The 26310-nt window shown below is 60.5% G+C and carries 19 protein-coding genes, 3 tRNA genes and 1 pseudogene; 6 read left to right on the top strand and 17 right to left on the bottom strand.

Going from position 1 to position 26310, the window contains the following annotated elements; translation table 11 throughout:
* The gene (locus KUF55_RS10845; protein ID WP_218816651.1) at nt 1-384 is read right to left on the bottom strand and encodes a hypothetical protein; all 384 of its coding nucleotides are present in this window, start codon (nt 382-384) and stop codon (nt 1-3) included.
* 331 nt (nt 385-715) lie between these two features.
* Between KUF55_RS10845 and KUF55_RS10840 the strand changes: the two genes are divergently transcribed.
* Nucleotides 716-1636, top strand: a complete 921-nt coding sequence (locus KUF55_RS10840; protein ID WP_218816650.1) for an ATP-binding cassette domain-containing protein — start codon at nt 716-718, stop codon at nt 1634-1636.
* A complete protein-coding gene (locus KUF55_RS10835) occupies nt 1633-2478 on the top strand; it encodes an ABC transporter permease (protein ID WP_218816649.1) in 846 nt (281 codons plus the stop codon). Before KUF55_RS10840 ends, KUF55_RS10835 begins: the two co-directional genes overlap by 4 nt.
* A gap of 31 nt (nt 2479-2509) precedes the next feature.
* On the opposite strand, the gene KUF55_RS10830 is transcribed toward KUF55_RS10835, so the two are convergent.
* Nucleotides 2510-3055 carry a pyridoxamine 5'-phosphate oxidase family protein gene (locus tag KUF55_RS10830; protein ID WP_370630911.1) on the bottom strand — a complete coding sequence of 182 codons (546 nt, stop codon included), beginning with the start codon at nt 3053-3055 and terminating at the stop codon, nt 2510-2512.
* A 157-nt stretch (nt 3056-3212) separates the two neighbouring features.
* Here KUF55_RS10830 and KUF55_RS10825 point away from each other — a divergent pair, with 157 nt between their 5' ends.
* The gene (locus KUF55_RS10825; protein ID WP_218816648.1) at nt 3213-3737 is read left to right on the top strand and encodes a hypothetical protein; all 525 of its coding nucleotides are present in this window, start codon (nt 3213-3215) and stop codon (nt 3735-3737) included.
* A 54-nt stretch (nt 3738-3791) separates the two neighbouring features.
* On the opposite strand, the gene KUF55_RS10820 is transcribed toward KUF55_RS10825, so the two are convergent.
* Nucleotides 3792-7196 carry an efflux RND transporter permease subunit gene (locus KUF55_RS10820; RefSeq protein WP_218816647.1) on the bottom strand — a complete coding sequence of 1135 codons (3405 nt, stop codon included), beginning with the start codon at nt 7194-7196 and terminating at the stop codon, nt 3792-3794.
* A 1147-nt stretch (nt 7197-8343) separates the two neighbouring features.
* Here KUF55_RS10820 and KUF55_RS10815 point away from each other — a divergent pair.
* Nucleotides 8344-9273 carry an XRE family transcriptional regulator gene (locus KUF55_RS10815; protein ID WP_255556970.1) on the top strand — a complete coding sequence of 310 codons (930 nt, stop codon included), beginning with the start codon at nt 8344-8346 and terminating at the stop codon, nt 9271-9273.
* Between the two features lie 363 nt (nt 9274-9636).
* On the opposite strand, the gene KUF55_RS10810 is transcribed toward KUF55_RS10815, so the two are convergent.
* Nucleotides 9637-9783, bottom strand: a complete 147-nt coding sequence (locus KUF55_RS10810) for a hypothetical protein (RefSeq protein WP_218816645.1) — start codon at nt 9781-9783, stop codon at nt 9637-9639.
* Nucleotides 9784-9872: 89 nt separating this feature from the next.
* Complete coding sequence (locus KUF55_RS10805) at nt 9873-10217, bottom strand: hypothetical protein (protein WP_218816644.1); 345 nt, start codon at nt 10215-10217, stop codon at nt 9873-9875.
* A gap of 1035 nt (nt 10218-11252) precedes the next feature.
* On the opposite strand from KUF55_RS10805, the gene KUF55_RS10800 reads away from it, so the two are divergent.
* Nucleotides 11253-11423, top strand: a complete 171-nt coding sequence (locus KUF55_RS10800; protein ID WP_218816643.1) for a hypothetical protein — start codon at nt 11253-11255, stop codon at nt 11421-11423.
* Nucleotides 11424-11644: 221 nt separating this feature from the next.
* On the opposite strand, the gene KUF55_RS10795 is transcribed toward KUF55_RS10800, so the two are convergent.
* The 10 genes and pseudogenes from KUF55_RS10795 to KUF55_RS10750 form a co-directional block, all read right to left on the bottom strand.
* Nucleotides 11645-14056, bottom strand: a complete 2412-nt coding sequence (locus tag KUF55_RS10795) for a hypothetical protein (RefSeq protein ID WP_218816642.1) — start codon at nt 14054-14056, stop codon at nt 11645-11647.
* A 1118-nt stretch (nt 14057-15174) separates the two neighbouring features.
* Complete coding sequence (locus KUF55_RS10790; protein ID WP_218816641.1) at nt 15175-15507, bottom strand: hypothetical protein; 333 nt, start codon at nt 15505-15507, stop codon at nt 15175-15177.
* Between the two features lie 485 nt (nt 15508-15992).
* A complete protein-coding gene (locus KUF55_RS10785; RefSeq protein WP_218816640.1) occupies nt 15993-16205 on the bottom strand; it encodes a hypothetical protein in 213 nt (70 codons plus the stop codon).
* 474 nt (nt 16206-16679) lie between these two features.
* Nucleotides 16680-17640 (bottom strand): annotated as a pseudogene (locus KUF55_RS10780) (IS30 family transposase).
* A 667-nt stretch (nt 17641-18307) separates the two neighbouring features.
* Nucleotides 18308-19789: a malate:quinone oxidoreductase gene (locus KUF55_RS10775; protein ID WP_218816639.1), complete on the bottom strand. Its 1482-nt coding sequence runs from the start codon at nt 19787-19789 to the stop codon at nt 18308-18310.
* Between the two features lie 93 nt (nt 19790-19882).
* Nucleotides 19883-21724: an ABC transporter substrate-binding protein gene (locus tag KUF55_RS10770; RefSeq protein WP_218816638.1), complete on the bottom strand. Its 1842-nt coding sequence runs from the start codon at nt 21722-21724 to the stop codon at nt 19883-19885.
* Nucleotides 21725-21836: 112 nt separating this feature from the next.
* Nucleotides 21837-21918, bottom strand: a tRNA-Leu gene (locus KUF55_RS10765).
* Nucleotides 21919-22008: 90 nt separating this feature from the next.
* Nucleotides 22009-22506, bottom strand: coding sequence for a thioredoxin-dependent thiol peroxidase (bcp, locus tag KUF55_RS10760; protein ID WP_218816637.1), 498 nt, complete (start codon nt 22504-22506; stop codon nt 22009-22011).
* 546 nt (nt 22507-23052) lie between these two features.
* A tRNA-Lys gene (locus KUF55_RS10755) sits at nt 23053-23125 on the bottom strand.
* 774 nt (nt 23126-23899) lie between these two features.
* Nucleotides 23900-23972: transfer RNA gene (locus KUF55_RS10750), tRNA-Lys, on the bottom strand.
* Nucleotides 23973-24214: 242 nt separating this feature from the next.
* On the opposite strand from KUF55_RS10750, the gene KUF55_RS10745 reads away from it, so the two are divergent.
* Nucleotides 24215-25180, top strand: coding sequence for a 2-hydroxyacid dehydrogenase (locus KUF55_RS10745; RefSeq protein ID WP_218816636.1), 966 nt, complete (start codon nt 24215-24217; stop codon nt 25178-25180).
* A 67-nt stretch (nt 25181-25247) separates the two neighbouring features.
* On the opposite strand, the gene KUF55_RS10740 is transcribed toward KUF55_RS10745, so the two are convergent.
* Together KUF55_RS10740 and KUF55_RS10735 are read right to left on the bottom strand one after the other, a co-directional pair.
* The gene (locus KUF55_RS10740; protein ID WP_132358159.1) at nt 25248-25508 is read right to left on the bottom strand and encodes a GlsB/YeaQ/YmgE family stress response membrane protein; all 261 of its coding nucleotides are present in this window, start codon (nt 25506-25508) and stop codon (nt 25248-25250) included.
* Between the two features lie 422 nt (nt 25509-25930).
* Nucleotides 25931-26179 (bottom strand): LapA family protein, encoded by a 249-nt coding sequence (locus KUF55_RS10735; protein WP_218816635.1) that lies wholly within the window; start codon nt 26177-26179, stop codon nt 25931-25933.
* Between the last annotated feature and the right edge of the window lie 131 nt (nt 26180-26310).

The raw sequence follows: 26310 nt of genomic DNA, 5'->3' as shown, positions 1-26310 counted from the left end.
TCAGAGAGTTGTGCGGCGGCCGGTGGGGACGGTGCGTGGGTCATCCGGGAGCAGGGCAGCACCGGTGACGAAGGCAGTGGGGTCTTCGGTGATGCTCCGCAGCTGAGTGAGGGTGTCGGCGGGTAGCTCGTTGACCAGCGTTATTCGGGCCAGTTGCGCGACCTTCAGCTGTGCGACGGCGACGACGTGCTTGGCCTGTTCGATGGTGATTGCGGCAAGCAGGGCCCGGGTGGGGGACACGGGACGGGCTGCGATGCGGGCGACGAGGACGTCGATGCCGCGGATGGTCTCGAATAGTGCGCGCAGCTCATCGTCCGGGGTCGGTGTGTACCCCGGATCGTCGCTGTGGCCAGCGAGGTTAGCGATGAGCGTGTCCGTCTGCATTTCTCCAGTGTGCGGGCGCCGTGGTCCCGGCGGGGGATGGGTGCGCGGGGTTGTGGAGAACCTCGGCGGTCATGATCTGCCGGGCCGCGAGAGGGTTGCCCAAGGCCAGTGGTACGTAATGCACGCGATGACCTCTCGCGCGCGTGCGCGTGCGCGCGCGCACACCAGAGGACTCGACTAGGGGATAAATCAGGGTGGCCTCGGGGCAGACCCCGAGGGATTTTGCTGTGCTGGGGCGTGGGCCGGGGCTAGCGTGAAAGGCAGAGGAATTGCGGCGAGGATGCACCTCCCTCAGCAGGCATTCTCATCGATTCGAGGGCGGGGAAGCAGCATGATCACCTTAGAGAACCTGAGCAAGAGCTTCGGGTCCACGCTGGCCGTTGACTCGCTGAGCGTTGAGGTAGCGGCGGGGAAGGTCACCGGGTTTCTGGGACCGAACGGGGCGGGGAAGACCACCAGCATGCGGATGCTGCTGGGCCTTGATGCACCCAGTGGCGGGCGGGCGCTGATCAACGGGGTCAGTTATGGCCAACTGGCGGCGCCGCTGCGCACCGTCGGTGCACTGCTCGAGCCGCGGACCGGGCACCGCGGGCAGCGGGCGGATTCGCACCTATGTGGGTTGGCGCGCAGCAATTCGATCCCGGTGAGCCGGGTGAGAGGAGTGCTCGAGGAGGTGGGGCTCGCGGAGGCGGCGAAGCGGCGCATCGGAACCTTTTCGCTCGGCATGCGCCAGCGGTTAGGGATCGCCGCCGCGCTGCTGGGGGACCCGGAAGTGCTCATCTTCGACGAGCCGGTGAACGGGTTGGACGCCGATGGCGTCGCCTGGATCCGTGGCCTTATGCGCGCGAAGGCGGCGAGCGGGGCGACGGTGTTTGTGTCCAGTCACTTGATGAGTGAGATGCAGTCCACGGCCGACCATCTGGTGGTGATCGGGCGCGGGAAGTTGCTGGCGGACGAGTCGATGGAGAACGTGTTGGCCGCCAGTGCACAGAACTCGCTCATCGTCGCCTCCCCGCAGGCGGGCGAACTTGCCACCGCGCTTCAGCGGGCTGGCTACACGGTGGTGGCCGCCTCAGAGGGCCGGCTTAAGGTCATCGGCGCGAGCCCGGAAGTGGTTGGTGGCATCGCACACACGATGGGTGTGCGGATCAATGAATTGGGTGTGCGCCAAGCGTCGTTGGAACAGGCTTACACGGAGCTGACGGCACAGAGTCTTGACTATGTGCCAACACGGATCGGGGAATCATCATGAAGGCGAAATCGACGTTGGCGCTGGCTCGGCTGTCCCATCGGAGAACGGGCGAGCCGGCTGTAGGGGAGTCGGCGCAGCTGCCGGGAGCGCGGCCGGGGTTCGGAGCAGCCATCGCCTTTGAGCTGACCAAATTGTGGGCGGTGCGCTCCACGCGCATCACGCTGGCGGTGATGGTTCTTGGGCAACTTTCCATGGCATGGCTGCTGAGCTTCTCCGCAAAGGCCAGCGGGGATAACGGTTATGAAGCGGTGATGCCCGCCCCGTTCATCGCCCTGGTGTGCCTGAATTTGGCTCAGTTGTTCATCGCCACCGTGGCGGCCCTGAGTATCACCTCCGAGTATTCCAACGGAACGATCATCTCCTCGCTGCAGGCCGTGCCGGTGCGCACCCGGCTCCTGGGGGCCAAGGCGGCTGTGCTATTGATGCTCGGCTTCGTTTCCGGTGTGGCACTGGTGGGCGCCGGAACGCTGATTGCCGCACCCGTAGCCGCGCAGTACGGGCGCTTCACCATCGGTGAGCTGTTGCTGGCCTTAGTTGGCGGCGGGGTGTATCTGGGGCTGCTTGCGGTCATGATGCTGGCCATCGGGGTCTTGTTACGTAGCACCGCCGGGGCCATATCCAGCGCCTTTGTTCTGCTCTTTGGGTTGCCGCAGATCCTGCCGCTGTTCGCCCTTCACTGGCTGCAAGCTCTGGTGTCCTATCTGCCGACAACCGCCGGACAGGTGCTGGGCACCGGGGTGCTCGAGCCCTATGGCACGGGAACCGCGGCCCTGATCTTGGTAATTTGGGCCGGTGTTCTGCTGGGAGCAAGGATGTGGGTGTTTCATCGTCGGGATGCTTAGAACCGGCGGTAGTCCATCCGCAGGGGTGGATTTAGCCGTGGCGCATGTGCTTCCACCAGGTCAGCGGGTCGGCAACCTTAAAGCGACGACCGGTCATCGAGTCGGGGACAATGCGCACGAACTGGTCCTTGGGGCCAGATTCCCAGGGGAAGAGCATGAGATTGAAGGAATCGAGTGTTTCCTCGATCCCCGCGAAGAGTTCGGCCCGACCCTGGATCATGACCGACCAGGCGACACCAGTTTCCGCGTTGACGCCGTCCGCTTGGAAGGCAACGTGGGGTTGGGCGCGCAAAATTTCTAGTTTTGTCCCGGGGCCGGTGCGGAAAATGACCGACCCATGGTCCACGGTGAAATTGATGGGGAAGATCTGTGGCATGTCATCGTGACTGACGGCAAGATGACCGAGTGAAACGGCTCGAAGCAGCTCCAGAGATTGGTTCGGTTCAAGGTTTTCGACGTCCGTGTGTATCTGTTCCTTGTCCATGTCTTGAGCGTACGTCGCGCGGGGCACCGTGGCCAGAAGTCCGAGGGTGCAGTATTCGTTCGCCTTGGCCGCGGGGCTCTTGCCGGTGCGCATCCTGTAGGGTCAAAGTCCAGCCCCCAGTGGCACCGTGCCTGCGTCGAAGCGGTGATCCAGACAGTGATCCAGGCCTAGGTCGAGACGGTGGTTGGGGCAGTGACCGCCGAAGAAGTCGCCGAGGCTCGGCAGGACCAGTTTGTAGGAGAGAAATTCCTTGGAGTACATCACCAATGTTTTTGGCGCCACCATCGACATCGCCAATGCCAGAACGACGTTTAGTGATGAAGATACGTGGGTGGGCGGGCTGATCTGGGGTCACCCGGAGGAGAGTCTTTTTATTGGGACCGGGATCATCGATGGTCCGGTCAGCATGGAAACCTACATGCTTGATGCGGCTCCGGACCGGGTGGATGCCGGCTGGGAGGACGTCTCCGAGGTCAGTTTTTGGGCATCCGGCATTGAACCGGTGATCGTGGCCGGAACCGAAGATTTTATTGCAGGAACGTCCCCCGCCTTCGCGGCGCGGATCGATGAGGCCGGTGAAGGCTGGTATCGGATCCGGGTGCACGCGCTGGGACGTGATGTTTTGGCCCGGGAGTGGACCGAGGCCGTGGTGGAGCACTATTTGGTGCTCGCCTGGAAGGCGCCCGAAGCCGCGCCACTGGTGTACCGAGTCGGATCAAATATCGCTCGGGAAGCCATCGAAGCCCACGGTCTGGGCGGGCTCCGCGGCCGCTAGCGCCACTAGCGACCACGCGGGCGAAGGATCGTTGCCGCGAGGATGCGGACGGGGCTAATCAGCCTTGTGCTTGGCCCGGAATCCCTCTTCGACTTCCTTACGCTCCTTGCGGGTCAGTGGGATCATGCCGGTGGCCGGATTGATCAACTCGTCCTGTGCCTCGTCCCGTGAATTGGCGGAGCTGGCGGGAGTGGCGGCGCTGGTGCGTGGACGCGAGGGACCTGCCGTGCTTGGCGCCGGCGTCGTCTCGGCCTCGTTCATGGCCCGAAGCAGTTCGGGTGTCGGCTCGCTGGGCTGACCCGCGACCTGGGCCGTGGCGTTGACCGTCACCGCGGCGGCTGCCCCAGGACCGGACCCATCGGGAGTCGAATGCTTCGCGGCACGGCGGGCGGCCCCGCGTTCCTTCGCACCCTCAATGAGGAAGTAGAGCACCGGAACCAGGATCAGCGTCAGCGCTGTGGAGGAGACCAACCCGCCGATGACCACCACGGCCAGTGGCTTGGAGATGAACCCGCCACCACCGGTGAGTCCCAACGCCATCGGGATCAGGGCGAAGATGGTGGCCAACGCCGTCATGAGGATCGGGCGCAGACGCTGCCTGGCGCCGTGGTGGATCGCATCGGTGAGATTCATTGCCGGATGCCCGGCGTGGGGCTTGCGGTACTGGTTGATCAAATCGATGAGCACAATCGCGTTGGTGACCACGATGCCCACCAGCATCAACATGCCGATCAGCGAGGGCAGGCCCAGCGGCACGCCCGTGAGCAACAGCAGCCCGATGGCGCCGGTGGCGGCAAACGGGATGGATACCAGCAGGATCAGCGGCTGGATCAGCGACTTGAACGTTGCCACCATCACCACATACACAATGGCGATGGCCGCCAGGAGTGCCAGATAGAGCTGGGCGAAGGATTCGGCCTGTTCGGTGGCGGCGCCGCCGAGTTCCGCGGTGGTGCCCTCGGGCAAATTCAGCACATCCAGCCGCTGGGTGACCTCGGTGGACACGCTGCCCAGGTCATTTTCCCCCGGGGTGATGGATACCGTGGCGATCCGGTCCCCATTGGAGGAGGTGATGGTGGCCGGGGTTTGGCTGCGTTCCACGCTCGCCACCTCACCGAGGGTGATCGTACCTCCGGGTACCGGCAGCTTCAGTTGACGTAATTGGTCAAGATCGGTGAGTTTGGTGCCCTCGCCGATCAGCACGGGGAAATCGGTGTACCCCAGGCGCACCGTGCCGGCGGGAACCGGGGAGATGGTGCCGGCGCTCAGGGCGCCAATCTGGGCCTCGGAGAGCCCTGCCGTAGCGGCCTTGGTCCGATCGATCGTGATGGATACCTGCGGGCCGGCGGTGGAGAGGTTATCGCTCACGGACGTGGCGCCGGTGATGCCGGTCATGGCCTTGCGGGTGAGATCCGTGGCATCACGGAGCAGCTCCGGGGTGGGGGCGCCAATCTGCACGGTAATGTCGGTCGATCCGCCCATGCCGCCCTCCGACGCGGAGAGGGAAATTTCACCCTCACCAGCCAGCGGATCGATGACCGCGCGGGCAGCGGCCTGGATCGCTTCCTGATCTTGATCGGCATCGGTCATCACGGTGAAACTGGCAGTATTGCTGCCACCGGTTTGGAAGGCAGAGAATCCACCCGATGGATTCCCGGCGGTCAGCTGGACGTCCTTCACGCCGTGAACCGTACGGAGGGCTTCCTCCACCGGAGTAGCTGCCTTCATGGTGGTATCCAGCGAGGAACCGGCAGGGAGCTTCTGGGTCACGGAGAACGTGTTTTGCCCGGTGCCGCCCAAGAGGTTGGTGGGCACCAGCGGGACCATCAAGACGGTAAGGCCCAGCAGCACCACCGCGGAGGCCAGAGTGATCACCGGATGGCGCTGGGTGGAGCGCAGCACCGGGGCATAACCACGCTGTAGCCAGGATGCGGCTTCCTTCTTTTCCGCCGCGAGCCTGGCGGCCTGAACATTCTGTGCCCCGGGTCGGCTGTGACCTAGGAACCAGTAGGCCAGCACCGGAACGATGGTCAGCGAGACCAAGAGGGAGGCTACGAGGGCGATGGTGACGGTGAGGGCGAAGGGGCGGAAAAGTTCCCCGGCCATGCCGCCGACCAGAGCCACGGGCAAGAAGACCGCCACGGTGGTCAGCGTCGCTGCGGTCACGGCGGTGGCTACCTCACGCACCGCATTGAGGATGGCCGTGGATTTTTCTTCGCCGTAGCTCAGATGCCGTTTGATGTTTTCGATGACCACGATGGAGTCATCCACCACGCGGCCGATGGAGATGGTCAGCGCGCCCAGGGTGAGCATGTTCAGCGAGTAGCCGCCGGCGCGCAATCCAATAAACGTCACCAAGAGGGAGAGCGGGATGGAGATGGCGGTGACCAGGGTGGAGCGCACCGAGAGGAGGAAGATCAGGATGACGATCACCGCGAAGCCCAGTCCCAGCAGTCCCTCCACGGTGAGGTCGTGGATGGATTGTTCGATGAACGGGGCCTGGTCAAAGACCGTGGTGAAGCTGGCATCTGCCCCGAGCTGGGTGCTAAGTTCCGGAAGCAGCGCCGCCACCGCGTGAGAAATGCCCACGGTGTCCCCGGCTGGCTTCTTGGTGACCGAGACGGCCAGGGTCTCGACGCCGTTGGTGCGGGTGATGGAGGTGGCCGTGTCATCGGCCAAGGAGATCTTGGCCAGCTCGGAAAGCTCACTCACGCCGGCAGAGCCCCGCACCGGAAGGGACTTCACGGCGGCGAGTGAGTCGATCTGCGAGCCGGAGGTCACCGGCAGGTCCAGGCCATCAGTGTTCATTCGGCCCACGGGCATCAGCCCGGAGCCTTCCTCGATGACGGTTTTCAGATCGTTGATGCTTAATCCCTGTGCGGCGAGCTTGGCCTGATCCGGAAGCACGGCAATATGCTGGGCGGTGCCGCCGGAAACTTCGGCGGTACGCACCCCATCGAGCTTGGAAAGTTTGGGCAAGACTAGGCGTTGCACATCCGAACGCAGGGCATTGATGTTCTCCCCGCCGGAGACCGCCAAATAGACGATGGGGAAATCGGAGATGGAGCCGGCGAAGGCGGTGGGATCAACGTCTTCGGGAAGAGTGGACTTGATATTGGAGATGGCCTTGTCCACCTGGGCTCGGGCGCGGTCAAGATCCGTGCCGTAGGCGAAGGAGAGCGAAATGGTGGTGAAGCCGCTTTGGGAAGTGGAAGAGGATGATTCCAATGCCTCTACCGCCTGCAGCGCACCTTCAAGGGGCTGGGCCACCTGCTTATCGATGACCTCCGGGGTGGCGCCACTCTGGGTAGCCACCACCGAAATCCGTGGGAACTCGAGCGCGGGAATGAGCTCCTGCTTGAGCTGGCCCATGGTGATGACGCCGAAAACCGCGACAAACACCGTGATCAGGGCGATGAGGGCGCGGTTGCCCAGGGAAAGTGCGGCCAGCCGATGCATCTGCCATCCTCGAAAGAGTTGATTGTTCGCTATTGCGCTCCTCTCCACTCTAGTTGGCGTCGGAGCTTGAAACATGCACCGCAGGGAGTACTTTTTCCCCCGTGCCGCGGGCACCACAAGGCGCTGCACGGGGAGTGAGAGTGCGAATTCTGGGCGACTGCGTACGGTCGCGAGACGTTGGTAAACCCAAAAAGAGCTGGACTGGGCCAGTGAGTCGTGCAAGCATGGAGGTCCGTACGGGCCCAGCACCATGATCGGTGCCGCGAGCCGAGACCGAAGAACAATCACCTCAGCTGTTAGAGGAGACGTCATGTTCACGACATCACGCGAAGCATCGGAGCTGCAGTTTAAGCCCGCCAATGAGACGACCATGCCGCCGGAGCATGCACCAACGCCCGAGCCGCCGCCTGGACCGTCCACGACACCGGAACCTTCGTATCCACCGGAGCCGAGCACGGTTCCAAATCCGGGCCCTTATCCGATGCCGCCTGGCCCCGTTCCGGATCCCGGTGACCCGGTGCCCGACCCATCGCCAGTCCCTGGCCCGGATCCGATGCCCCATCCTGATCCCACCACTCGCCCGCCGAGTTGAGAATGGGCGCGAAGCCGCTAGCGAGCTGAGTCGTCGCGAGCGCCCGTGATTCCCCCAAGCGTTACCTAGCAATCTCCGGCGCCCGCGACGGGCGGTGGTTTTTTGGCACAAGCACATGCTCAGCCGTCAAACCTATTCCAGCACACCACCGTCGGCCCGCTAGGTGCGCCCCCAGGCAATGTGCGATGCGGGGCGGTGATGCGCTGTTGGCGAGTTTACCGCCGGTGCACTGCGGCGCGAAAGCTGCTTGGTGCCCACAAACCACGATATTGATTCGTAACGACCGGCCGTGTTGGGAAAAGCGATATGCTTCCGCCGCGCCGGAATCATGACCCGCGTGTGAGGGCCGGTGGAACCGGTGTCCAGGTGCCTGCGGATGGTCTGCTTAGTGCAGCAAGCACCGTACCGTACTCCCGCTTTGTGCGGGGGCGCGGGTGAGCAGAAGATTTTAGGGACGTGTAGTTGATGACGGATCGAATCCGATTTCGCGTCCGGGACGCCATGCATTCGCGCCACCCCGGGCCCACCCAAGCGAAGATGGCCAAGGACACCGGCATGAATAAGGATGCGTTGAGTAGGGCGCTGAACGGGCAGCGAAACTTCAGCGCGACGGAGCTGGCGGCCTTGGCCAAGACCTTGAAAGTCTCGCTGAGCTGGCTGATTACCGGGGATCCAGGCCCAGATGGAAGTACAACTCCTCATTCGGTCGATTCGCCGGGGCGAATCGACCGGCTGGCTCAGGCCATGGCTTTTCCCGCTGGCGCGTATCGGGAGGTGGGGCTGTCTACCTCCGCCGTGACCAGCATCGGTGATGGAATCTCCGCAGAACACGCTGCAAGGATGGTGGCACGGAAACTGCGCACGGCGCTCGGGCCGCGGTTTGTTGATGATTTGGCAGGTGCCGTGGAGGGTGCCTTTGGTATCGGGGTATTTGTGGTTGCCGAGGGGCCGGCATTTGATGCACGGGCGATGAGTGATGCCAACGTGACCTACATCGTGGTGCGGGCCACCGGGGCGTGGTATCAGGCCAATCTGGTGCTGGCGCGCGAGCTGGGTGAGTTGTTGGCCGAACGGCACACGGACCTCGCCGTGCGGGGACATGCCGCGGAACTTTGGGCGCGACGTTTCGCCATGGAACTGCTCCTGCCCGAAGCCCGCCTACGATCCATCGACTTCAACCGGCAGACTCCGCGGGAACTGGCGACTTTCCTGTGGGATGCGGGGGTGTCGGCCAAGGCGCTGGCCCGGCGGCTGTCATCGTTGGGCATCCACCGCGGGCCGGCCATGGTGCATGCCGACGAAGGCACCTTGCAGCTGCTGGTGTGGCAAGATCCGGACTGCCTCAGCCACCGCCGAGCCGGAGCTTTTCGAGCCCCGCGGATCCCCGCAGACCTCTATGCCGCCCACCTGACCGCAATGCGTCAGGGGTTGGTGGATGGAACATCGCTGGCCTGGATGCTTGACACTCCACTGGCCGAACTCTGAGCAGGCCAGCCACACACCTGTACTTTGCGGGTGCTGGGCCCCTCGCCGCGGGCGGCTTCTGGGTGCCGACTGGCCTGCATGGGCATTGATCCCGCACCGGCTAAGTGGTGCTCGCAGCGCCCGTGCCCACGCTCGCTGGAGAGGTTCATTCCGAGCTGTGCTATGAGGCGCAGTAGTGGATTGAGAAGGACACCCACCGATTTTCGATAGATTGGTCGCGGAGATCAGGCCGGTTGCAGTGGTGGCGGGTTGGGGCGTTGAAATAGTGGTCATGAGCGAAATGGCCCAGACACGACTGCGTGCATGAAGAGATTTCACGTCTGGGGCGGAACCGTGCGAATGCTGCGGTGACCCCGCGCCGGCTCAGGACTCGGTGCTGATGACCACGGTGATTTCGGCCTCGGGAAGGCCTTCGTCAAAGGCCACGATCCGCACCAGCTGTTCGGCACCTAAGGCCATGGCCCGCGCGTTGACGAATCCTCCCTGGCTGCGCCGCAGGGCGGCAACCATTGGCTGTAAACCTCGTTGACAATGGTTGAGGCTAGGGATGCTGCTAGGTCATCAAGCAGTTCCACGCGAACCCCGCGCCTCCGCGCCCGTCAGGCGGCTTCGGAGACGCCCGGGCCCACCGGTGCCCCTCCCCGGATTTGGTCGCGCAGTTCGGCTTCGAGCAAGAGGAATTCGCATCTATTGGTTTCCGTGATCTCGCCGCGCACAATGCTCTCGATCGCGGGGCGGGTGCGTTGGTCAAGGTCCGTGGCCCATTCTCCGCGGGCGACCTGCGCCGCGTAGGCGTTGGCCAGCCGGGTTTCGGTCTTGCGCTGGGCCGTGGCGGATTCTTCGATGGCACTGCGGTTGCGTCCGAGCATGGAGCTGACGACGGTGACGGTGACGGTCCATACCAATGGCGTCGCCATCATGACAACGGCGTCACGCAGACTCATGCCGTGCAGCGCCAAACCAATGGTGGACCACCAAGAAGGCGGCGGTCCCGAGCCACGCCAGAGCCGCGCGTTGGTACAAAACGACGGCGACCAGGAGCGTTCGCAGGGCTCCGGTATGCCATGCCGCATACCCCGGATGGACCCCCCGGGGGCAGCCCGGATTGCACCAGGGCGGCCATGGCCGTAGTCCCGATGATCACCATCGTTGTTGCACGAGTGCCGAGCCTTCCGGTGGGGTAGGGCGCGGCAAGCACACTCACCGCGAGAAGGCAAATCGCCATCGCCAGGATTGTCGGGAAAACGGTGGTCAGCGGCTCAAGGTTCGCGAGTCCCAGAAAGATGTGGGCTAGCGGGAAAGGGATCGCGAGGGCAGGGACGAGGGGTCGGGTGATGGAGTTATCCATTTCCGCTTCCACCACTTGACCAGCACAGAGTTACAGTCGTGCCGTGCCCTGGCGCCGAATCAATGCGGGCTTCCCCGCTGTCCTTGCGCACGCAGCCCAGGATCGACTCGGTGATCCCCAGCCGTTCGGGAGGCACCGATCCCGGGTCGAACCCGGTCCGTCGTCTTTGATGTGGATAGAGCAAGTGTCGAGCCAAGGGTGATGACTAGGGCTCGTCGTGAAAGCAACGGCTATTGCCCCGGGTCGTCGTGGACGGGTTCCATACCGTGAAACCGATGGCGAGCCGTATAGTGTTTTTCCCAAGTTGGGAGCATGTTTTCGACACCCCTAGTGCCAGAAGAGCCCCGGGGCGGCAATCTCACCGATGCTGCCCTATCGGGGGCTTTTCGGTCTTCCTTCCGCTGTAGTGATGCCCAGTATGCTCCGTGCCGAAATGGGGTGTAAAAGAGCGTCAGAGTGTGCGAGGCGTTGTACAAGGTTTCCCCAAGGTTTTGGCGATTTTTGGTACCCCACAGTTCACGAGTCCAAAGCACGGTTGCGCTGCCGCAGTTGAGCTACACATGTTGTGTTTGCGGCGAATGACCATTGAAGAACTTACTGCCAGCGCCCGGCGGGGTCATGTAGTGATCCGTTGGCTTTTGGCGCGGTGGCCAACGGGGCCCAGTTCAACATCGAACCGGAAAACGTGGATCGCACAGTTCATTTTGCTTCGCGTTTGCTTGAGGCCGGACGCGCCTTTGCGCGTGAAGCGCTGAGGCTGCGTGATTACGTTGTCATGGGTTGTGTCATCATCGTGAGCTGAAGGCTGGTTGGCGCTGATGCTTGAGAAGAGGTTTACATAAAGGGCGGCGGTTCCGGGAAGGGGGGCAGTCGCAGTCCAAGACCTGCCGAGATACTCCTATGAACGGTGCAAAGCAGACGGGCGTTGGTCGAACGAAAGTTGGCGGGGTATTCCGAAAGGAATACCCCGCCGACTCAGCCACTTCCATGCGAGAAAATCATGCATGGAAGGCTAACGAAAATTTACTTCGCTATGGTCTTGCTTGCGCTCGTCTTTGCCACCGTCTTGTAGCCGGCCTTTGCCCCGGAGATGGTGACAGTGATCTTCTTGCGTCGATCGGCCGTGGTTAGTTTGTAGGTTGACTTGGTGGCCTTGGAAATTGCTTTGCCGTCGCGCTTCCACTGGTATTTCAGGGCAACAGGCCCTGGCTTCCAGGTTCCTGCGTTGGCCTTGAGCGTGGCTCCGGCCTTCGCGGTGCCGGTGATCGTCGGGGTCGGGGTGCCACTTAGGGCCAGCAGCGCTACGGTCTTGGCGGTGCTGGTTTTAGATACCGTCTTGTAACCGGTCTTTGCGCCGGTGATGGTGACGGCGATCTTTTTACCGGTATCGGCCGTGGTTAGTTTGTAGGTTGATTTGGTGGCCTTGGAAATTGCTTTGCCGTCGCGCTTCCACTGGTATTTTAGGGCAACAGGCCCTGGCTTCCAGGTTCCTGCGTTGGCCTTGAGCGTGGCTCCGGCCTTCGCGGTGCCGGTGATCGTCGGGGTCGGGGTGCCACTTAGGGCCAGCAGCGCTACGGTCTTGGCGGTGCTGGTTTTAGATACCGTCTTGTAACCGGTCTTTGCGCCGGTGATGGTGACGGCGATCTTTTTACCGGTATCGGCCGTGGTTAGTTTGTAGGTTGATTTGGTGGCCTTGGAAATTGCTTTGCCGTCGCGCTTCCACTGGTATTTTAGGGCAACAGGCCCTGGCTTCCAGGTTCCTGCGTTGGCCTTGAGCGTGGCTCCGGCCTTCGCGGTGCCGGTGATCGTCGGGGTCGGGACGGATGTAAATGCGGCAGTTGCCTTCAGGGTGTAAGTCTTACCCCAAGTACCGTCGCTGGAGGACCCTGCGATTGAGATGTATGAGCGTCCCTTGGGCAACGAGATGGGCTGCCCGGCAAGCCAAACACCGTTTGCATGATTTGGCTTGAGATCGAAATCGAAGATTCGATCATCCTCGCCGTTGAACACATCCACGTCGTAGGAGCCGTAGCCGCTCAAACCTGCGGGGTACTTCAGATCCAGGCTGATCCTGCCAGCCGATGGCATATTGACAGCGAAGTAGTCGTAATCGGACCCCTCGGCGCTCAGGGACGAACCGGAATAAGTGGTGCCCAACTTGATCGCATTTGCGGTGGCGGTGTCCTGGTTGAATTCGGTTTCGACGTTTCCTGATGAATGGGAAGCGCCCAATGTGTAAGTCTTGCCGAGGGAATTTCCGTACCAGGGTCCATCAATTTGAATGTATATACGTCCCTTGGGAAGGTACATTGCCTGTGATGCAAGCCAAGTGCCATTGTGGGCGTTTCCCGGGACGGCGAAGCTGTACAGATTTTCTTCGGAATCGTCCATAACCGTTATGTTGTAAGCGGTCTGCGTGCCGAGGTTAGCAGGGAACTTGAAGTCGAGTTTTGTGCGACCGCTATATGGGATGTCCAATGCGTAGAAGTCTTCGTCTCCTGTGCCACCACGGAGGATGGAACCCGAGTATGTGGTGCCGAGCTTGATGAGGTCCGCGGCCGAGGTTGAGTTATTCGGTTCGGTTTCTACGACGCCAGCCGCGTGGCTGACATTGAGCGAGTAAGTTTTACCCCAGGTTTCCCAGCTATCGGATCCACGCACCCGGATGTAGGCTCGGCCCTTCGGCATGAATGTACCTTGTGATGCGAGAAACGATCCATCGCTTGCATTTGCCGGGACGTCGAAGAGGTATTGTTCTTCTCCGTCTACATTGTAGACGAAGACCTCGTAGGCCTCACGGGTGCCCAAATTTGCCGGGAATTTGAGATCGAGCTTTGTCCGCCCGTTGCTGGGAATGTCCACCGCGTAGTAGTCGTCGTCGCTACCGGAAGATGTAAGTGACGACGCAGAGTAGGTTGTTCCCAGTTTGAGAACATTGGCCTTCCCATCATCATCGTTGAATTCGGATTCGGCGTTTCCAGGGGTGTGGCTGACATTCAGGGTATATTTCTTCCCCCATGTCTTGTCGCCTGATGACCCGCTGACCTTGATGTAGCTGCGGCCCTTGGGGAAAAACGTTCCTTGAGCTGCTAGCCATGAACCGTTGTTAGCGCTTGCGGGAACCTCTAATTCGTAGAGTGCATCTCCGTCGAAGTTGAGGACTTCAAAATTGTAGGCTCGTTCGGTGCCAAGATTCGCAGGGAACTTGAAATCAATTTTCGTACGACCAGCACTGGGGATATCGACGGCAAAATAGTCTTCGTCCCAGTAGTCCTGGTTATACGATGTGCCCGAATACTCGGTGTTGAGTTTGAGAACGGTGGCGGTGTCTGAGCTGCCGTTATCTTCAATCTCGGTTACTGCTGCATGTGCGGGGTTGACCGCGACGATGGGCAAAAGCGAAGCCGCTGCCAGGACGGCAAGAGAACGGCCCAAGTGGCGCCTCCATGCCGGAATGCCCGACGACTTGTGTGGGTTTTCCATAAATCCTCCGAAAATGTGCGAGTGATGGTGATTGGAATTATGTTATTTTCATGAATCTCTCTGCGGGGTTAGCGACGAATGATCCGTGTCAATAAAATACGGTGCACAAGCAATTCCAATACGTCGTCAAGCGTAGCAAGAAAAATGCAAATTACGGTGACTATTGCCGCTTATATGACCAATTCAAATGCCTGAAGCTGATTTTTCGATGAACTTCGAACGCCACGAAAAGATTGAAGAATATCCACGCAAATTCTCACCACGCCAATAGAAGATATTCGAGATAGGACGCAGTTCCGCGGTATGGGCATTGGCTTCAAGCTACTGACTGCCCGAACTGGTGAATGGTGTTCCCCGGCGGGTGGATCGTTGCCGCTGCTCAACTGAGCGGAAAGATTGCGCTATTGGGGCCGCTGTAGTTTGACGGGGATTACGCGGGCGACGGATGAAACCTGCCTGTGTTCTTGCCCTGGATCAGCAATCGGCGCTCATCCCCGGCGAGGCCTATAGGGGTGGATTCGGTGGTTGTCTCGTGCAAGGACGGACATTCCTGAGGGTGCCGCAGGACATCGAAATTCCATGCCGGGCACCCACCGGACAAGCGGAACGCAGTTCAACTCGATGTTGACGAGGAGATACATGTCCATCCGAAATCCACGTGGCATCGACCCGCTGATCCGCACGATCGGCGAAACTATTCCGCCGCAACATGGACCGGAGCCCCAACCACCCGCGGCCCCGCCGCCGATGCCAGAACCGCCCTATCCGCCGACCCATGGTCCGGCCAAACCGCCAGGGCCCCGGCACCCGAACCCGGGCCCTACGAGCGGCCACCGGCTCCCGGGCCAATTGTTGACCCGCCGCTTTTCCCGGATCCGGCCCCCGACCCCGATCCGATGCCAAATCCCGATCCCACGGCTGGGCTACTGAGATAGCTCGGTGGAATCCCTGTAGATCCGGTGCACGCAAGTGCTTCGGGTCCCGATCGTGGTGACAGGCTGATGCTGTCAGCCACCCGCGATGCTCGGTTTAGGTTCCCCGCCGGGATACGTGGTGGTGAACCTCGCGACTTAAGCCGCGCGGTTCACCACCGAGTAGTACCTATCAAGTAAGTTCTTGTCCTGATCCCGTAGTTCCCCGAAGGGGGCAACGTCTGGTGCACCCAAGATCAGGGTTTTTTCGAAAGCCACCTGTAGATGCCCGTTCTCCATCGTCGCTCCCTCAAGGGAGACGAAGTTTTCTCTTGCGCCGAACGGGCCCAGATGGACCGTCACGTAGTCTGCATCACCAGTGGAAACATCCATGAAGATGTTGCCAAGGGTCCCGATCTTTTTACCGTGCGGTCCGTAAACGACGCTCTTTGCATTGCGCAATACATAAACAAATCCGTGGCCAAACATCATTTTCCTTACCGGTCTTGGCATATCTGTCGTCCAGTACGTGTGGGCTGCCCACTGCCGGGATCAGCACGCGACTTTATTTCCGTTTCCCGTTCCGGGTCAAGCGAAGCATTGGATTCTTGACTTTTCAAGCCTCGTTCGGGGATCGGGCTGGAGAAGGCTTGAGTTTTCCGAAGCGAGGTGATTCAGACTGAAGGTATTCCTTTGTGCCGTGTGGAGCGGCAGTCGGATTGTAGGGGGCACTGCTGTCGGTCAATTCCTCCCTGGCATCGAGGACCACCCGGGAAAGCCCGCCTTGCGCGAAACAGCGTCGTTGACGTTCCGCGCCCGTGCCCGGGCGCAATAATCGGTCCAACCACTCGGTGACGTACCGGTATCGTTATTCACGGCCAAAGTCGACGTTATGTGTTCTAGTAGTGTTTCAACCGTAGCCCGCGTAGTGACTCGATGGCGGATACCGGATCACACTTCGGCCCAGCGAGACGATGCTATGCCGATTGCCAGAGGGCAAGATCGAGCGTTTCTGGCATCAGGCTGTCACCGACCGGTGCCTCATCCCGGCTGGCTTCCACGAGCGCCTGCACTATCAACGCCAGCAGCACCGAATCGTGGGCCCTGAGTTGTGCATCGGCCACCCGCACCTCAACCATCGGGTACTTGCTGGAAAGGCGTGCAGCCCAACTGATATGCCCGGAATCCAAGACCACATCCGAGGCGAGTAGTGCGGCTAAACGTTTTTAAGAGCCGCGAGCATTTTCAAAATAGGGCTGGATTCCCTGAATTGACCATCGGCGAAATCGAATGGTCCTCCATGACGCGAAGCCCGTGTCTTCTCCACGCCAGTGGGGCGATTTGCGCATTGCTGTCCAAGAAACTTCCCCCGTGTTTGCGCGGCGGATCCGATGCCATCCATCACACTGAGCGAAGAATGTTCCCGTTCACCTATTCCAGATAATCATCTCGCCCTGGCCCGAGCAAGGGTGCGCGGGCGCCAAACGTGTTTAATGAAGCCTCGGTCGCATGCGCCGTTGCTATATCGCCAACGAAATAGATCTCCAAGATGCCTGCCAACGCAAAAGCCCGCCAGCCCCTGAGGGGCCAATTTTGGGAGTCGTTGCAACAACTGGTGGCTAGGCTGCCAATAGTAGTTCACGCAGGCGCCCGGTTGAGGTCTCCTAGCCGAGCGTCTTGCGTGGTCGTCCGTTGAGCAGGTTAGCGACCCGTTCCAATTCTTTGGGTCCTTGAATACTGAGGTCAGTTCCCTTGGGGAAGTACTGGCGCAGTAGTGGAGTGGTCCCCGGATGTTGGACCCTCGCTGCCAGGGGCTGGCCGGGTCGCAGAAGTAGACATCCATGTCGGTGGCCATGGAAAAGGTCTTGTGCGTGGCCAACTCGGCGCCCTGGTCCAAGGTCAGGGATCCCCTGAGGATTTCGGACAGTCCGCCCATGGCCTTGAAGGGGCCGTCGCGGACGGTTTCGGCGGTGTGGTCGCCGTCGAGGTGGGCGAGCAAGACGTAACGGGTGGTTCGCTCGACCAAGGTCGCGATCGCCGGCTGATTCAGTGTCCCGGTGATCGGGTCGCCTTCCCAACGACCTGGCACGGCACGGTCCTCGACCTCCGAGCGACGCTCGGAAATGTTGATCATCGGATCCCGGAACCGGCTCGTGCGCTTCTCCGGATTGGTGCGTGTCTTCCGGTGGGCGCGGCCGGTGCGCAACGCCGCGGGCTTGGAAGTAGAAGGACCTGATAGATCGTTGCGGCGCACACGTGGAACTCCAGCCTGTCGGGGGAGCAGCTTCCTAAGCCTGTTGCTGATTTGCTCCGGTGACCAGCCTAGGAGCAACTTGGCTTCGACGTATTTTCGCAAGGTTCCCTCGCAAGCGAGTTTGCTGGTCTTGGGGCGTGGCCTTCGTTTGGCCACTGCCCGGCGCGCGGCGTATGGCTGGTAGCCGTTGGGTCGGTGTCGCGGGCGATCTCCCGGGTCACGGTCGAATCCGGCCGGCCCAGCGCCCGGGCGATGGCGCGCATCGAGGAGCCGGCCGCCAACTGGTCACGGATCTGTTCACGTTCCGGCAGGAAAAGGTAGCGTGCGCTGATTGGCTTTTCCGGTGCTGCAAGCCCGGGAAACGGAGCGATGAAAGCCTAGCCCTCGACTGGGATGTAAGTAGTCACCCCATATTTGCAGTCGACAATGCGGCCATCTGCGTGAATGCGTATGTTTTTGGTCCTGCGGATCGCCTTCTCCCAGTCCCGGCCACTGCGGATATCTGCACCCGCACCTGCGGCTGCTTCCTTTTGGGACGCCCCTGTGTTGCGCAGCCGCAGGTATTCCTCCCGCTTCCCCGCGTGCGACACCACCGCCAACACACGGGCCTTGCGCGTCCAGTGGAAACAAGTTCCCAGGGGGATGTCGACCTCGCGCGCACCCACCGAAACACTTCCACGGCGGTCCAAGGAGGAGAAGAATGCATCCTTTTTGATTTTGGGTGTATTTGGTTTTCTTCTTTCCTCTGGCACTACTGCCCGACGGGTTGGCGCCAAAAGCGAGTGCGCGGGCCCACTGATAGCACGTGTTGCGATTTAACCCGAGCTCCGTGGCAGCTGCAGATACGTTCCCGGTCCGATCCAAGACGCTGAGGAATCCTTGGACTCCTTGGGCGAGTACTTCCGTGGAGTCGAAGGCTTCCTGTCAGTTAGCGATTTCTTCGTTAAAGACGACACGGTCGTCGCAACTCCCAACGATCTGGGTGTTGCAACGACCGCTAGAACTCGCCGGGGATGCCGGGCTCTTGGGCGCGCACGACTAGGCGAGCTTGAGAACCTTATCGGTCTCGGCACGAACCTCGGCGTAGAGCGCCGGGTTCTCGTTCAGTTTCTGGCCGTAGGACGGGATGATGTCCTTGAGCTTGGTCTCCCAGCCAGCGAACTGCTTCGGGAAGCAGCGGCCCAGCAAATCGAGCATGATCGGCGTTGCCGTCGAGGCTCCGGGGGAGGCGCCGAGCAGACCGGAGATGGTGCCGTCGGCGGAGGTGATGACCTCGGTACCGAACTGCAGCACGCCGCCCTTCTTGGCATCCTTCTTGATGACCTGGACGCGCTGTCCGGCGGTGATCAGCTCCCACTTATCGCCAACTGCCTCGGGCAGGTACTCGCGCAGGGCGTCGTCCTTCTTCGAGCGGGACTTGAGCACTTCCTTGATCAGGTAAGTGGTCAGATCCAGGTTGTCCTTGCCCACGGCCAGCATCGGAAGGATGTTGTGCGGACGGATGGACAGCGGAAGGTCCAGCAATGAGGAAGTCTTCAGGAAGTTGGTCGAGAAGCCGGCGTAGGGGCCGAACATCAGCGAACGCTTGCCGTCAACAAAGCGGGTGTCGAGGTGCGGAACGCTCATTGGCGGGGCACCAACGGACGCCTGGCCGTAGACCTTGGCGTGGTGCTGGTTGATGATTGCATCGTCGGTGCAACGCAAGAACTGCCCGGAGACCGGGAATCCGCCGAAGCCCTTGATCTCGTCGATTCCAGCCTTCTGCAGCAGACCCAGGGCGCCACCGCCGGCACCCACGAACACGAACTTCGCCTTGACCGAGCGCTTGACCTTGGAGGCGTTGTTGCGGACGGCTATTTCCCAGCCCGCGCCATCGCGCTTGATGCCGGTGACTCGGTGGCCGAAGTTAACCTCGACGCCCTTGCTGGCAAGGTCCTTGGTCAGCTGGCGGGTCAGTGAACCGAAGTCCACATCGGTGCCGGAGGCAACGCGGGAGGCTGCCACGCGCTCGGATTCGTTGCGGCCATTGGCCACCAACGGAGTCCAAGACTTGATGGTGTCCAAATCCTCGGTGTGCTCAATCTCGTTGAACAGCGTATTCGGCTTCAGCGCCTCATAGCGGGTCTTGAGGTATTTGGCATTGTCGTCACCGATGACAAAGCTCATGTGCGGCAGCGCATTGATGAAGCTGCTCGGATCTCCGACCTGCTTGTTCTTCACCAAGTGGGCGAGGAACTGGCGCGTCACCTGGAACTGCTCATTGATACCAATGGCCTTGGCCGGATTGACGGATCCGTCCGGGCCTGCCGCGGTGTAGTTCAGTTCGCACAGTGCCGAGTGACCGGTGCCGGCGTTGTTCCAAGGGGAGGAGGACTCGAGACCGGCCTCTTCCAAATTCTCGAAAAGTCCAATGCTCCACCCCGGCTCCAATTGTTTGATCAGGGTTCCGAGCGTTGAGCTCATGATGCCGGCGCCGATTAGTACGACGTCGAAAGACTGACTTGTGGATTCAGAAGGCACGAGGGGTTCTCCATTGAAAGTTCTTCTAGACTCTACGCAAGACTAGCGCCAAACGAGGGTGTCTAAGAAATTGAAGCCTTGACATCCCCGGGGTTAAGTGTTCAGCCTCACGTCGGAGAAGACTTCATCTAGGACGGGCGAAGACGGGTAGTTCTTCACATTGTCGTTAAAGGCCAGGGCCGAAATCGGGAAGACCAACGGCAGTGCTGGCAGATCGCGGGCCAGCGTCGTGGAGATTTCCTTGTAGGCGTTGGTGCGTTCATCGCCCGTAGGGATCGAGCGGGCCAATAGCACCTGAGCCTTGAGCACCGGGGAGTCATAGCCAAATTGTTGAGTGGGCGTGGAGAAGAGACCGCCGATGAAGTCGTCGGGGTCTCGATAGCCTCCGTTGAATCCCAAAAGGTGCAGCCCCGCAACTTCTCCGGAACGAACCTTGGAGACGTAGCCGTCGTTCCAATCCACGGGAACGGGCGCCACCATGATGCCGACGGCCGAGAGCTGCCGGGAAATCTCGGCATAGATGAGCTCGGGCAACGGTAAGTAGGCGCGCGAAATATTCAGGGGGTAGAGGAACGGGATGGGTGTGCCGTCATAACCGCTGGACTCAATCAGTTCCTTGGTGAGGCGGGTATCCGGACCGTAGTAGGTTTCCGAGGGGGCGATCCCCAGGGATGCAGGCAGAAAGCTGCGGGCCTCCTTGGTACCGGAGATGTAGAACTGTTCGATGACTTTCTGCCGGTCGATGGCATGCGCAAGGGCCCGACGGAATTCGGACTTGGCGAGCCACTTATTGGTCCGGTTCATCCCCAGGTAGGTGACCGAGTATGGATCGCGTTGCACAATGAGTTTGCCCTCGCGGACCAACTCGCGCAGACCGGTCAGCGTGACCATGTCGAAGCCGTCGATTTCCTCGCGACCCAGAGCGCCCAAACGCCCGGCGGGAGTGCTGATTTCCTTGAAGGTCACAACGGTCGGTGCGGTGGGGTTAGCTGCCATTAAATCCGTGTTCCAATAATCCGGGAAAGTTCGCAGCGTGACGGACTTGTCCTTCCACGAAACGAACGCATACGGACCGGTGCCCACCGGCTGGCTCGAAATATAGGAGTACCGGCCGTTTTCTACCGGCTTAGTGCCCAGGGCCTGAGGTGAGGCGATGGCCAGACCGGGAAGCGAGAGAGCCTCGATGAGTCCGGTGATGGGCTGGCGAAGGGTGAGCACCACGGTGTAGGTGTCGGCGGCCTTAATGGATCCGAAGTAGCTGGCGCTGCCGCCGCTGCTGGCTCCCACAAACGGTTGGGCCTTGAGCTGATCGCGCAGCGATTCCAGCAGCGCGGTGGCACGGGTGTGCTCGGCAAGTTCTTCTGGATCAACGATCTTGCTACCCGATGCATCGGCACTTGGCTTGGACTCGGGGATAGTGGATGGCAGTTTGGGTATTTCTTCGTGGTGCCGAAAGACCTGATGGAAGCCCTGCTCCGAGCTGGCTCGTGCATCGCTGGGTAGTGCCATCCAGTGCTCAAAGTTTGCGACCACGGCGGCTGCGTCGAAGTCGGTGCCGTCGTGGAATTTCACGCCCCGGCGCAAGATGAAGGTGAACTGAAGGCGGTCGGGACTCACGATCCAGTTGGTGGCCAGCTTCGGGATCGGGGCGCCAGTCTCACGGTCCACGCCAATGAGACCTTCATAGATCTGCCGCGTGATCCGGAACGTCTCGTTATCCCCGGACAAGGAGGGGTCTAGATTCATCGGCTCGGCGGCCGTTCCGAAGTTGAAGCTCCGGATGACGGGGGCGGTGCTCGTACCCGAGGTTGAGGGAGCGGGCGAATTCTTGGGGTCGCAACCGGTCAGTGCCAATGCGGTGAGGCCCATTCCGCCGACCAAAAAAGCTCGGCGGGTGGCACGGCGTGGTTCCGGGCAGTGCGGCTGGCTTGGCACCAAAGACTCCTCGTCAGTGTTTTGGGCTCCATGTTAACGAACAGGGCCCCCGGGATCACCCGGGGGCCCTGCGCGAATCCATCAATATCCGAGAATACCTTTGGATCTGTAGTGCGAGCGGGGGGACTTGAACCCCCACGTCCGAAGACACTGGAACCTAAATCCAGCGCGTCTACCAATTCCGCCACGCTCGCAAGGCAGTGAACCGCTTTCGAAGTTCGGCAGGAATTAGTCTAGCGCAGAATCAGCGTCGAGTTTGCAGCTTTTGGGCTGTGGGCGAAACTCTATTTGGGATCGAGACCCAAATCACGACGCAATTTGGCGACATGCCCGGTGGCACGCACGTTGTATTGCGCCAATTCAACGCGGCCACTTTCATCGATGACAAAAGTTGAACGAATGAGCCCGTCGTAAACGCGTCCATAGTTCTTCTTTTCGCCCCATGCGCCGTAGGCCTCGGCGACGGCGTGATCCTCGTCGGCCAAAAGCGGGAAGGTGAGGTCCTGCGCGTCGGTGAACTTTGCCAGTTTGGCAGAGGCATCGGGTGAGATCCCGACAACCTGGTATCCGGCCGCGGTCAGTGATTCTAAGGAATCCCTGAAGTCACAAGCTTGCTTAGTGCAGCCCGGGGTGGAAGCCGCCGGGTAGAAGTAGACGATGGTCTTCTTTCCGCGCAGGGAAGCGAGGGAAAGCTCTTTACCTTGTGCGTCCGGAAGCGTGAAATCTGGGGCTGCATCACCGGGGGACAGTCGTGTGGCTTCGGCGGCAGTGTTTTCGCTCATGGCTAGGGATGCTCCTTGTTATCTTGGCTCTCACCGCGGGTTGGGTCCGCGAGTGCGAAGGATTGTTGGTTGGTCTTCGTGTCGAGCTTATCCAAGACGGCGGAAACTTTGGGTGCTCCGTGACTGGGTGGCGCGGGGGTTCGAGAGCGACAGCGGGTGCACTTGATGGCAGAGTGGCAATTAACGTACAGTGATTGATTGAACTCAATCACTGAGGTTGAGGCTGAAGACAGGAAGCGTCATGGGGAAAAAGTCATCTCGCCGGGGAGGTTTTGCCCTGCCTGAAGAATTAGTCTCGCAACGGGTCGCATTCGCGGCTTCGGGGGCTGCCGGTGCCCATGCGGACCAAAAGACTCGAGTGCATCGCACCGGTGCCACCAATAGAGTGGGTTCGCGTTCGGCAAGGACCCGAGCGGCAATTCGCAATAGCGGCTGGTGAGTGCTCGAAGGACGTTCAGCGTGTAGCCATACGTGGCTCCGAGGCAGGGTGGGGCCGGAGAAAACAAAAGACCCGATCTGTCGAAACAGATCGGGTCTTTCTCACTGTGCACCCCTCGGGACTTGAACCCGAAACCTACTGATTAAGAGTCAGTTGCTCTGCCAATTGAGCTAGAGGTGCTTAGCCGCTTCAGTCGGCGTTCCATGCGGAACCCGTCCTTGCGACGCAGATAATCATAACCAGAAAGTGCCCCAGAAGAAAAATCGGCGGGTTCTTCGCGAAAGCGATCCTAAAAATCCCGAAATGTCGGTGTTTTTTGAGAATCAGGATGGGTTTTCGCAGGGTTTTCTCGGAAATGACGTTAGAAGCAGTTTTGTGACGGTGCACACAAGGTGGCTCTTTTTGGTCAGGTGAGCGCGTGAGTGGGTGTCCGAGAATCCGTATTGCTTTCCCGCCAGCGGGGAGCGGCTTCCAGGTTCGCGTGAATCCTTCGTCATTCGCCTAGTCGCGAGAACTCGCAGAATGATCTCGCGCTGTTGACTCGAGTCCTGAGTGTGGGGGTCTTGACTGTGCCGGCGCTGTTGGGGGTGCCGTACGTACTCGTTAGTGTTTTATTGGGCCGCGTGGATTTTATGAGGCCAGTGCCGAGGCGGGGTTGCGCGGACGATATGTGCAGCTTTGACCGACGGAGGCATCGCCGTAGTCGAACCCAATTCACGACGGTGTATTGGCCGTTGCCTCAAAAGCATGGTCAGCGCGTCACGGTAGCTGACGCTCGGGAAGTCGAGGGGCGCCTGTCGACAAGGCGGCGCGATGGATTTCTAGCTCCTCGTGCTCCGGCCCAGAATTCACCGGGTCGCTGCGGCGCCCTTGGAACTCGTGCCCCGCGTCACGAGGACGTGCGGGGAAAACAAAAGACCCGATCTGTCGAAACAGATCGGGTCTTTCTCACTGTGCACCCCTCGGGACTTGAACCCGAAACCTACTGATTAAGAGTCAGTTGCTCTGCCAATTGAGCTAGAGGTGCGCTGTTGTTTTGCGAGGAGTTCGTGGCTCCCGCGCTCTGCAACGACATGAAACTCTACCAGCTTGTGAGCCGAATGCAAACCGAGGGGGCTCATTGCGAGTGAGGTCACAAATATCGGCCTGATTTGGGCCGTTGAGCCATTTGTCAGGTGGCCTAGGCCACGATTCTTCCTCTTCGGGAAAGGGGAGACATGTTCGGTGTTGTGTTTGGGCGGGGCAATTCGCCGACCTAGGCTAAATCACATGAAGCCATTTCGCGTTGTCTCATTCCCCACTGCCGAACTTTTGGAAGCTGTTGGTCCATTGCCCGACGGTCTGCGGGCAGGCGTTTGGGACATCCAAGGGGAACCCGAGGGAATCGAACTCGGAGAAATCGACGTGGCGATCCTTCCCTACATGGCCAGCGTCGCTAGTTTGGCCGGCATTCGCCGTGCCTCTAATCTTCAACTGGTCCAAACACAGACCACCGGATTTGATGGCGTTCATGATCTCGTTGGTCCCAACGTTTCTGTATCCACTGCCGCTGGAGTCCATGCAGCGGGAACGGCCGAGCTGGCCCTCGGGTTGGTTTTGGCCTCCCTGAGGGGAATTGGAGAATCGGTGAGGGACCAAGCGGAGAGACGATGGAACCCTCGTCGGTGGCCCGGGCTGGCCGACCGCAAGGTGGCCATCGTGGGCGTCGGTGGCATCGGGGAGGAGATCCGTAAACGTTTGGTCCCCTTCGACGTTGAGTTGAGTCGCTTCGGCACCCGGGCGCGCACGGATGACCACGGTGAGATCTTCGCCATCGATGACCTTCTGCACCGGGCCGGGGACATCGAGGTGCTGATCCTGATCGTCCCGCACAATGCTGGCACGCACCACCTGATCAACGCCCAAATACTCGCGGCATTGCCCGACGGTGCCGTCGTCGTTAATGTCGCCCGAGGCCCGGTGGTTGACACCGATGCGCTGGTGGCCGAGTTAGAAACCGGACGGATCAGGTGTGCCTCGGATGTCTTTGACCCTGAGCCGCTTCCGGCAGAGCATCCAATATGGCAGCTGCCCAACGCCTTGGTCATTCCCCACAATGGCGGCAATTCGGGGGCCTTCCTTCCTCGCATGGTCAAACTACTCAAGCGTCAGGTTGCCGCATGGGGCAATGGTGAACCCGGTGAAAACTTGGTGGATGCTCCAGCCTCTGGCGCCGAGGGCTTAAAAGACTCATAGAAAAGGGTGGCGGCCTGTCCCCGGTTCAAAAACCGGGAACAGGCCGCCACCCTACATATTTGAGGAACTACGCCTTTTTGCGGGTCAGGAAGCCCCAGATAATCAGGACCAGTAACGCGCCTCCGATGGCCAGCAACCAGGTGGAAAGGTCCCAGAAGTCACCGATTCCCACCTTGAAGATGGCGGATCCAATCCAGCCACCCAGGACGGCACCGACAACACCCAGAAGTAGGGTGGCGAGCCAACCGCCGCCCTGCTCGCCCGGCTTGATCGCCTTGGCGATGGCTCCGGCTATTAGACCCAAAATAATCCAACCAATGAATCCCATGACGATCTCCGTTCGGAAGAAGGCTCAGTCTTACATCATTCGCGTTCGCATCACTATGGTGATGCTGAACCGAGACTACAGCTCCCTGTTCAGGATGAAAAGGGGCTGTGACCACAGCGCTAGGAATTCACGCCAAGGTCGAGCGAACGAAAGTACCTGTATAACGGAGCCGTCAGGGCGCGTCCCCAACGACAGGGGGTGCATTCTTCGGCCGGGTCACGTTCTGTGAGCCACGATATGGCACCGGTTCGGGACGGCGCATAAACCGCAACACAGACCGAACCACCAGAATGATCATCACGGCCAGGCATGCGACCACCACCACGAGGCCGGCCTTTGAGCGACGCCGTAAGCCGGCCGGGTGATGAGAATCTCGTTGAGTGGTGTGGATGAATGGTGTGATGTCTTCCATCGTCCGCTCCTTAGTTAACGGTGGAGGTGGTGGTTCTTCGCCGGTGCCACCAAGAGGTTCGCCGAGCCCGCTTGACGTTTTTTGCTAGTGACTTGCTGGCGGAGTGGGCACGAGCGCGCCATTGGATGATGCGGACCGCCCCCACGATGGACACCACCAACGAGCCTGCGAGAGCAGCGATCGGTAGCGTGATGTCCAAGGCCAATTGGCCATGGAAACTCGGGAAATACACCGTGACGTGATCCTGATTTTGAATCATGAAGATGATCAGCAGAATCAGCAGCAGTACCGCGCCGACGGTGAAGGTTCAGATAACTCCTGCGCGGGTCCCACGCGCGGGTTCACTGCGTTTTGAGTTGCTTGTGGGCGGTGGGGCTTGAATCGGTTCCA

Source organism: Paeniglutamicibacter sp. Y32M11, assembly GCF_019285735.1.
GTDB lineage: Bacteria > Actinomycetota > Actinomycetes > Actinomycetales > Micrococcaceae > Paeniglutamicibacter.
Note: the sequence above shows the minus strand (reverse complement) of the source record. Positions and strands in the feature narration are given on the sequence as shown.

What these genes read in the sequence shown, in the direction of transcription:
- KUF55_RS10845 (WP_218816651.1), bottom strand. Translation starts at nt 384, where the DNA reads ATGCAGACGGACACGCTCATCGCTAACCTCGCTGGCCACAGCGACGAT.
- KUF55_RS10840 (WP_218816650.1), top strand. Translation starts at nt 716, where the DNA reads ATGATCACCTTAGAGAACCTGAGCAAGAGCTTCGGGTCCACGCTGGCC.
- KUF55_RS10835 (WP_218816649.1), top strand. Translation starts at nt 1,633, where the DNA reads ATGAAGGCGAAATCGACGTTGGCGCTGGCTCGGCTGTCCCATCGGAGA.
- KUF55_RS10830 (WP_370630911.1), bottom strand. Translation starts at nt 3,055, where the DNA reads ATGCGCACCGGCAAGAGCCCCGCGGCCAAGGCGAACGAATACTGCACC.
- KUF55_RS10820 (WP_218816647.1), bottom strand. Translation starts at nt 7,196, where the DNA reads ATGCATCGGCTGGCCGCACTTTCCCTGGGCAACCGCGCCCTCATCGCC.
- KUF55_RS10815 (WP_255556970.1), top strand. Translation starts at nt 8,344, where the DNA reads ATGAATAAGGATGCGTTGAGTAGGGCGCTGAACGGGCAGCGAAACTTC.
- KUF55_RS10810 (WP_218816645.1), bottom strand. Translation starts at nt 9,783, where the DNA reads ATGGTTGCCGCCCTGCGGCGCAGCCAGGGAGGATTCGTCAACGCGCGG.
- KUF55_RS10805 (WP_218816644.1), bottom strand. Translation starts at nt 10,217, where the DNA reads ATGAGTCTGCGTGACGCCGTTGTCATGATGGCGACGCCATTGGTATGG.
- KUF55_RS10790 (WP_218816641.1), bottom strand. Translation starts at nt 15,507, where the DNA reads ATGATGTTTGGCCACGGATTTGTTTATGTATTGCGCAATGCAAAGAGC.
- bcp (WP_218816637.1), bottom strand. Translation starts at nt 22,506, where the DNA reads ATGAGCGAAAACACTGCCGCCGAAGCCACACGACTGTCCCCCGGTGAT.
- KUF55_RS10745 (WP_218816636.1), top strand. Translation starts at nt 24,215, where the DNA reads ATGAAGCCATTTCGCGTTGTCTCATTCCCCACTGCCGAACTTTTGGAA.
- KUF55_RS10740 (WP_132358159.1), bottom strand. Translation starts at nt 25,508, where the DNA reads ATGGGATTCATTGGTTGGATTATTTTGGGTCTAATAGCCGGAGCCATC.
- KUF55_RS10735 (WP_218816635.1), bottom strand. Translation starts at nt 26,179, where the DNA reads ATGATTCAAAATCAGGATCACGTCACGGTGTATTTCCCGAGTTTCCAT.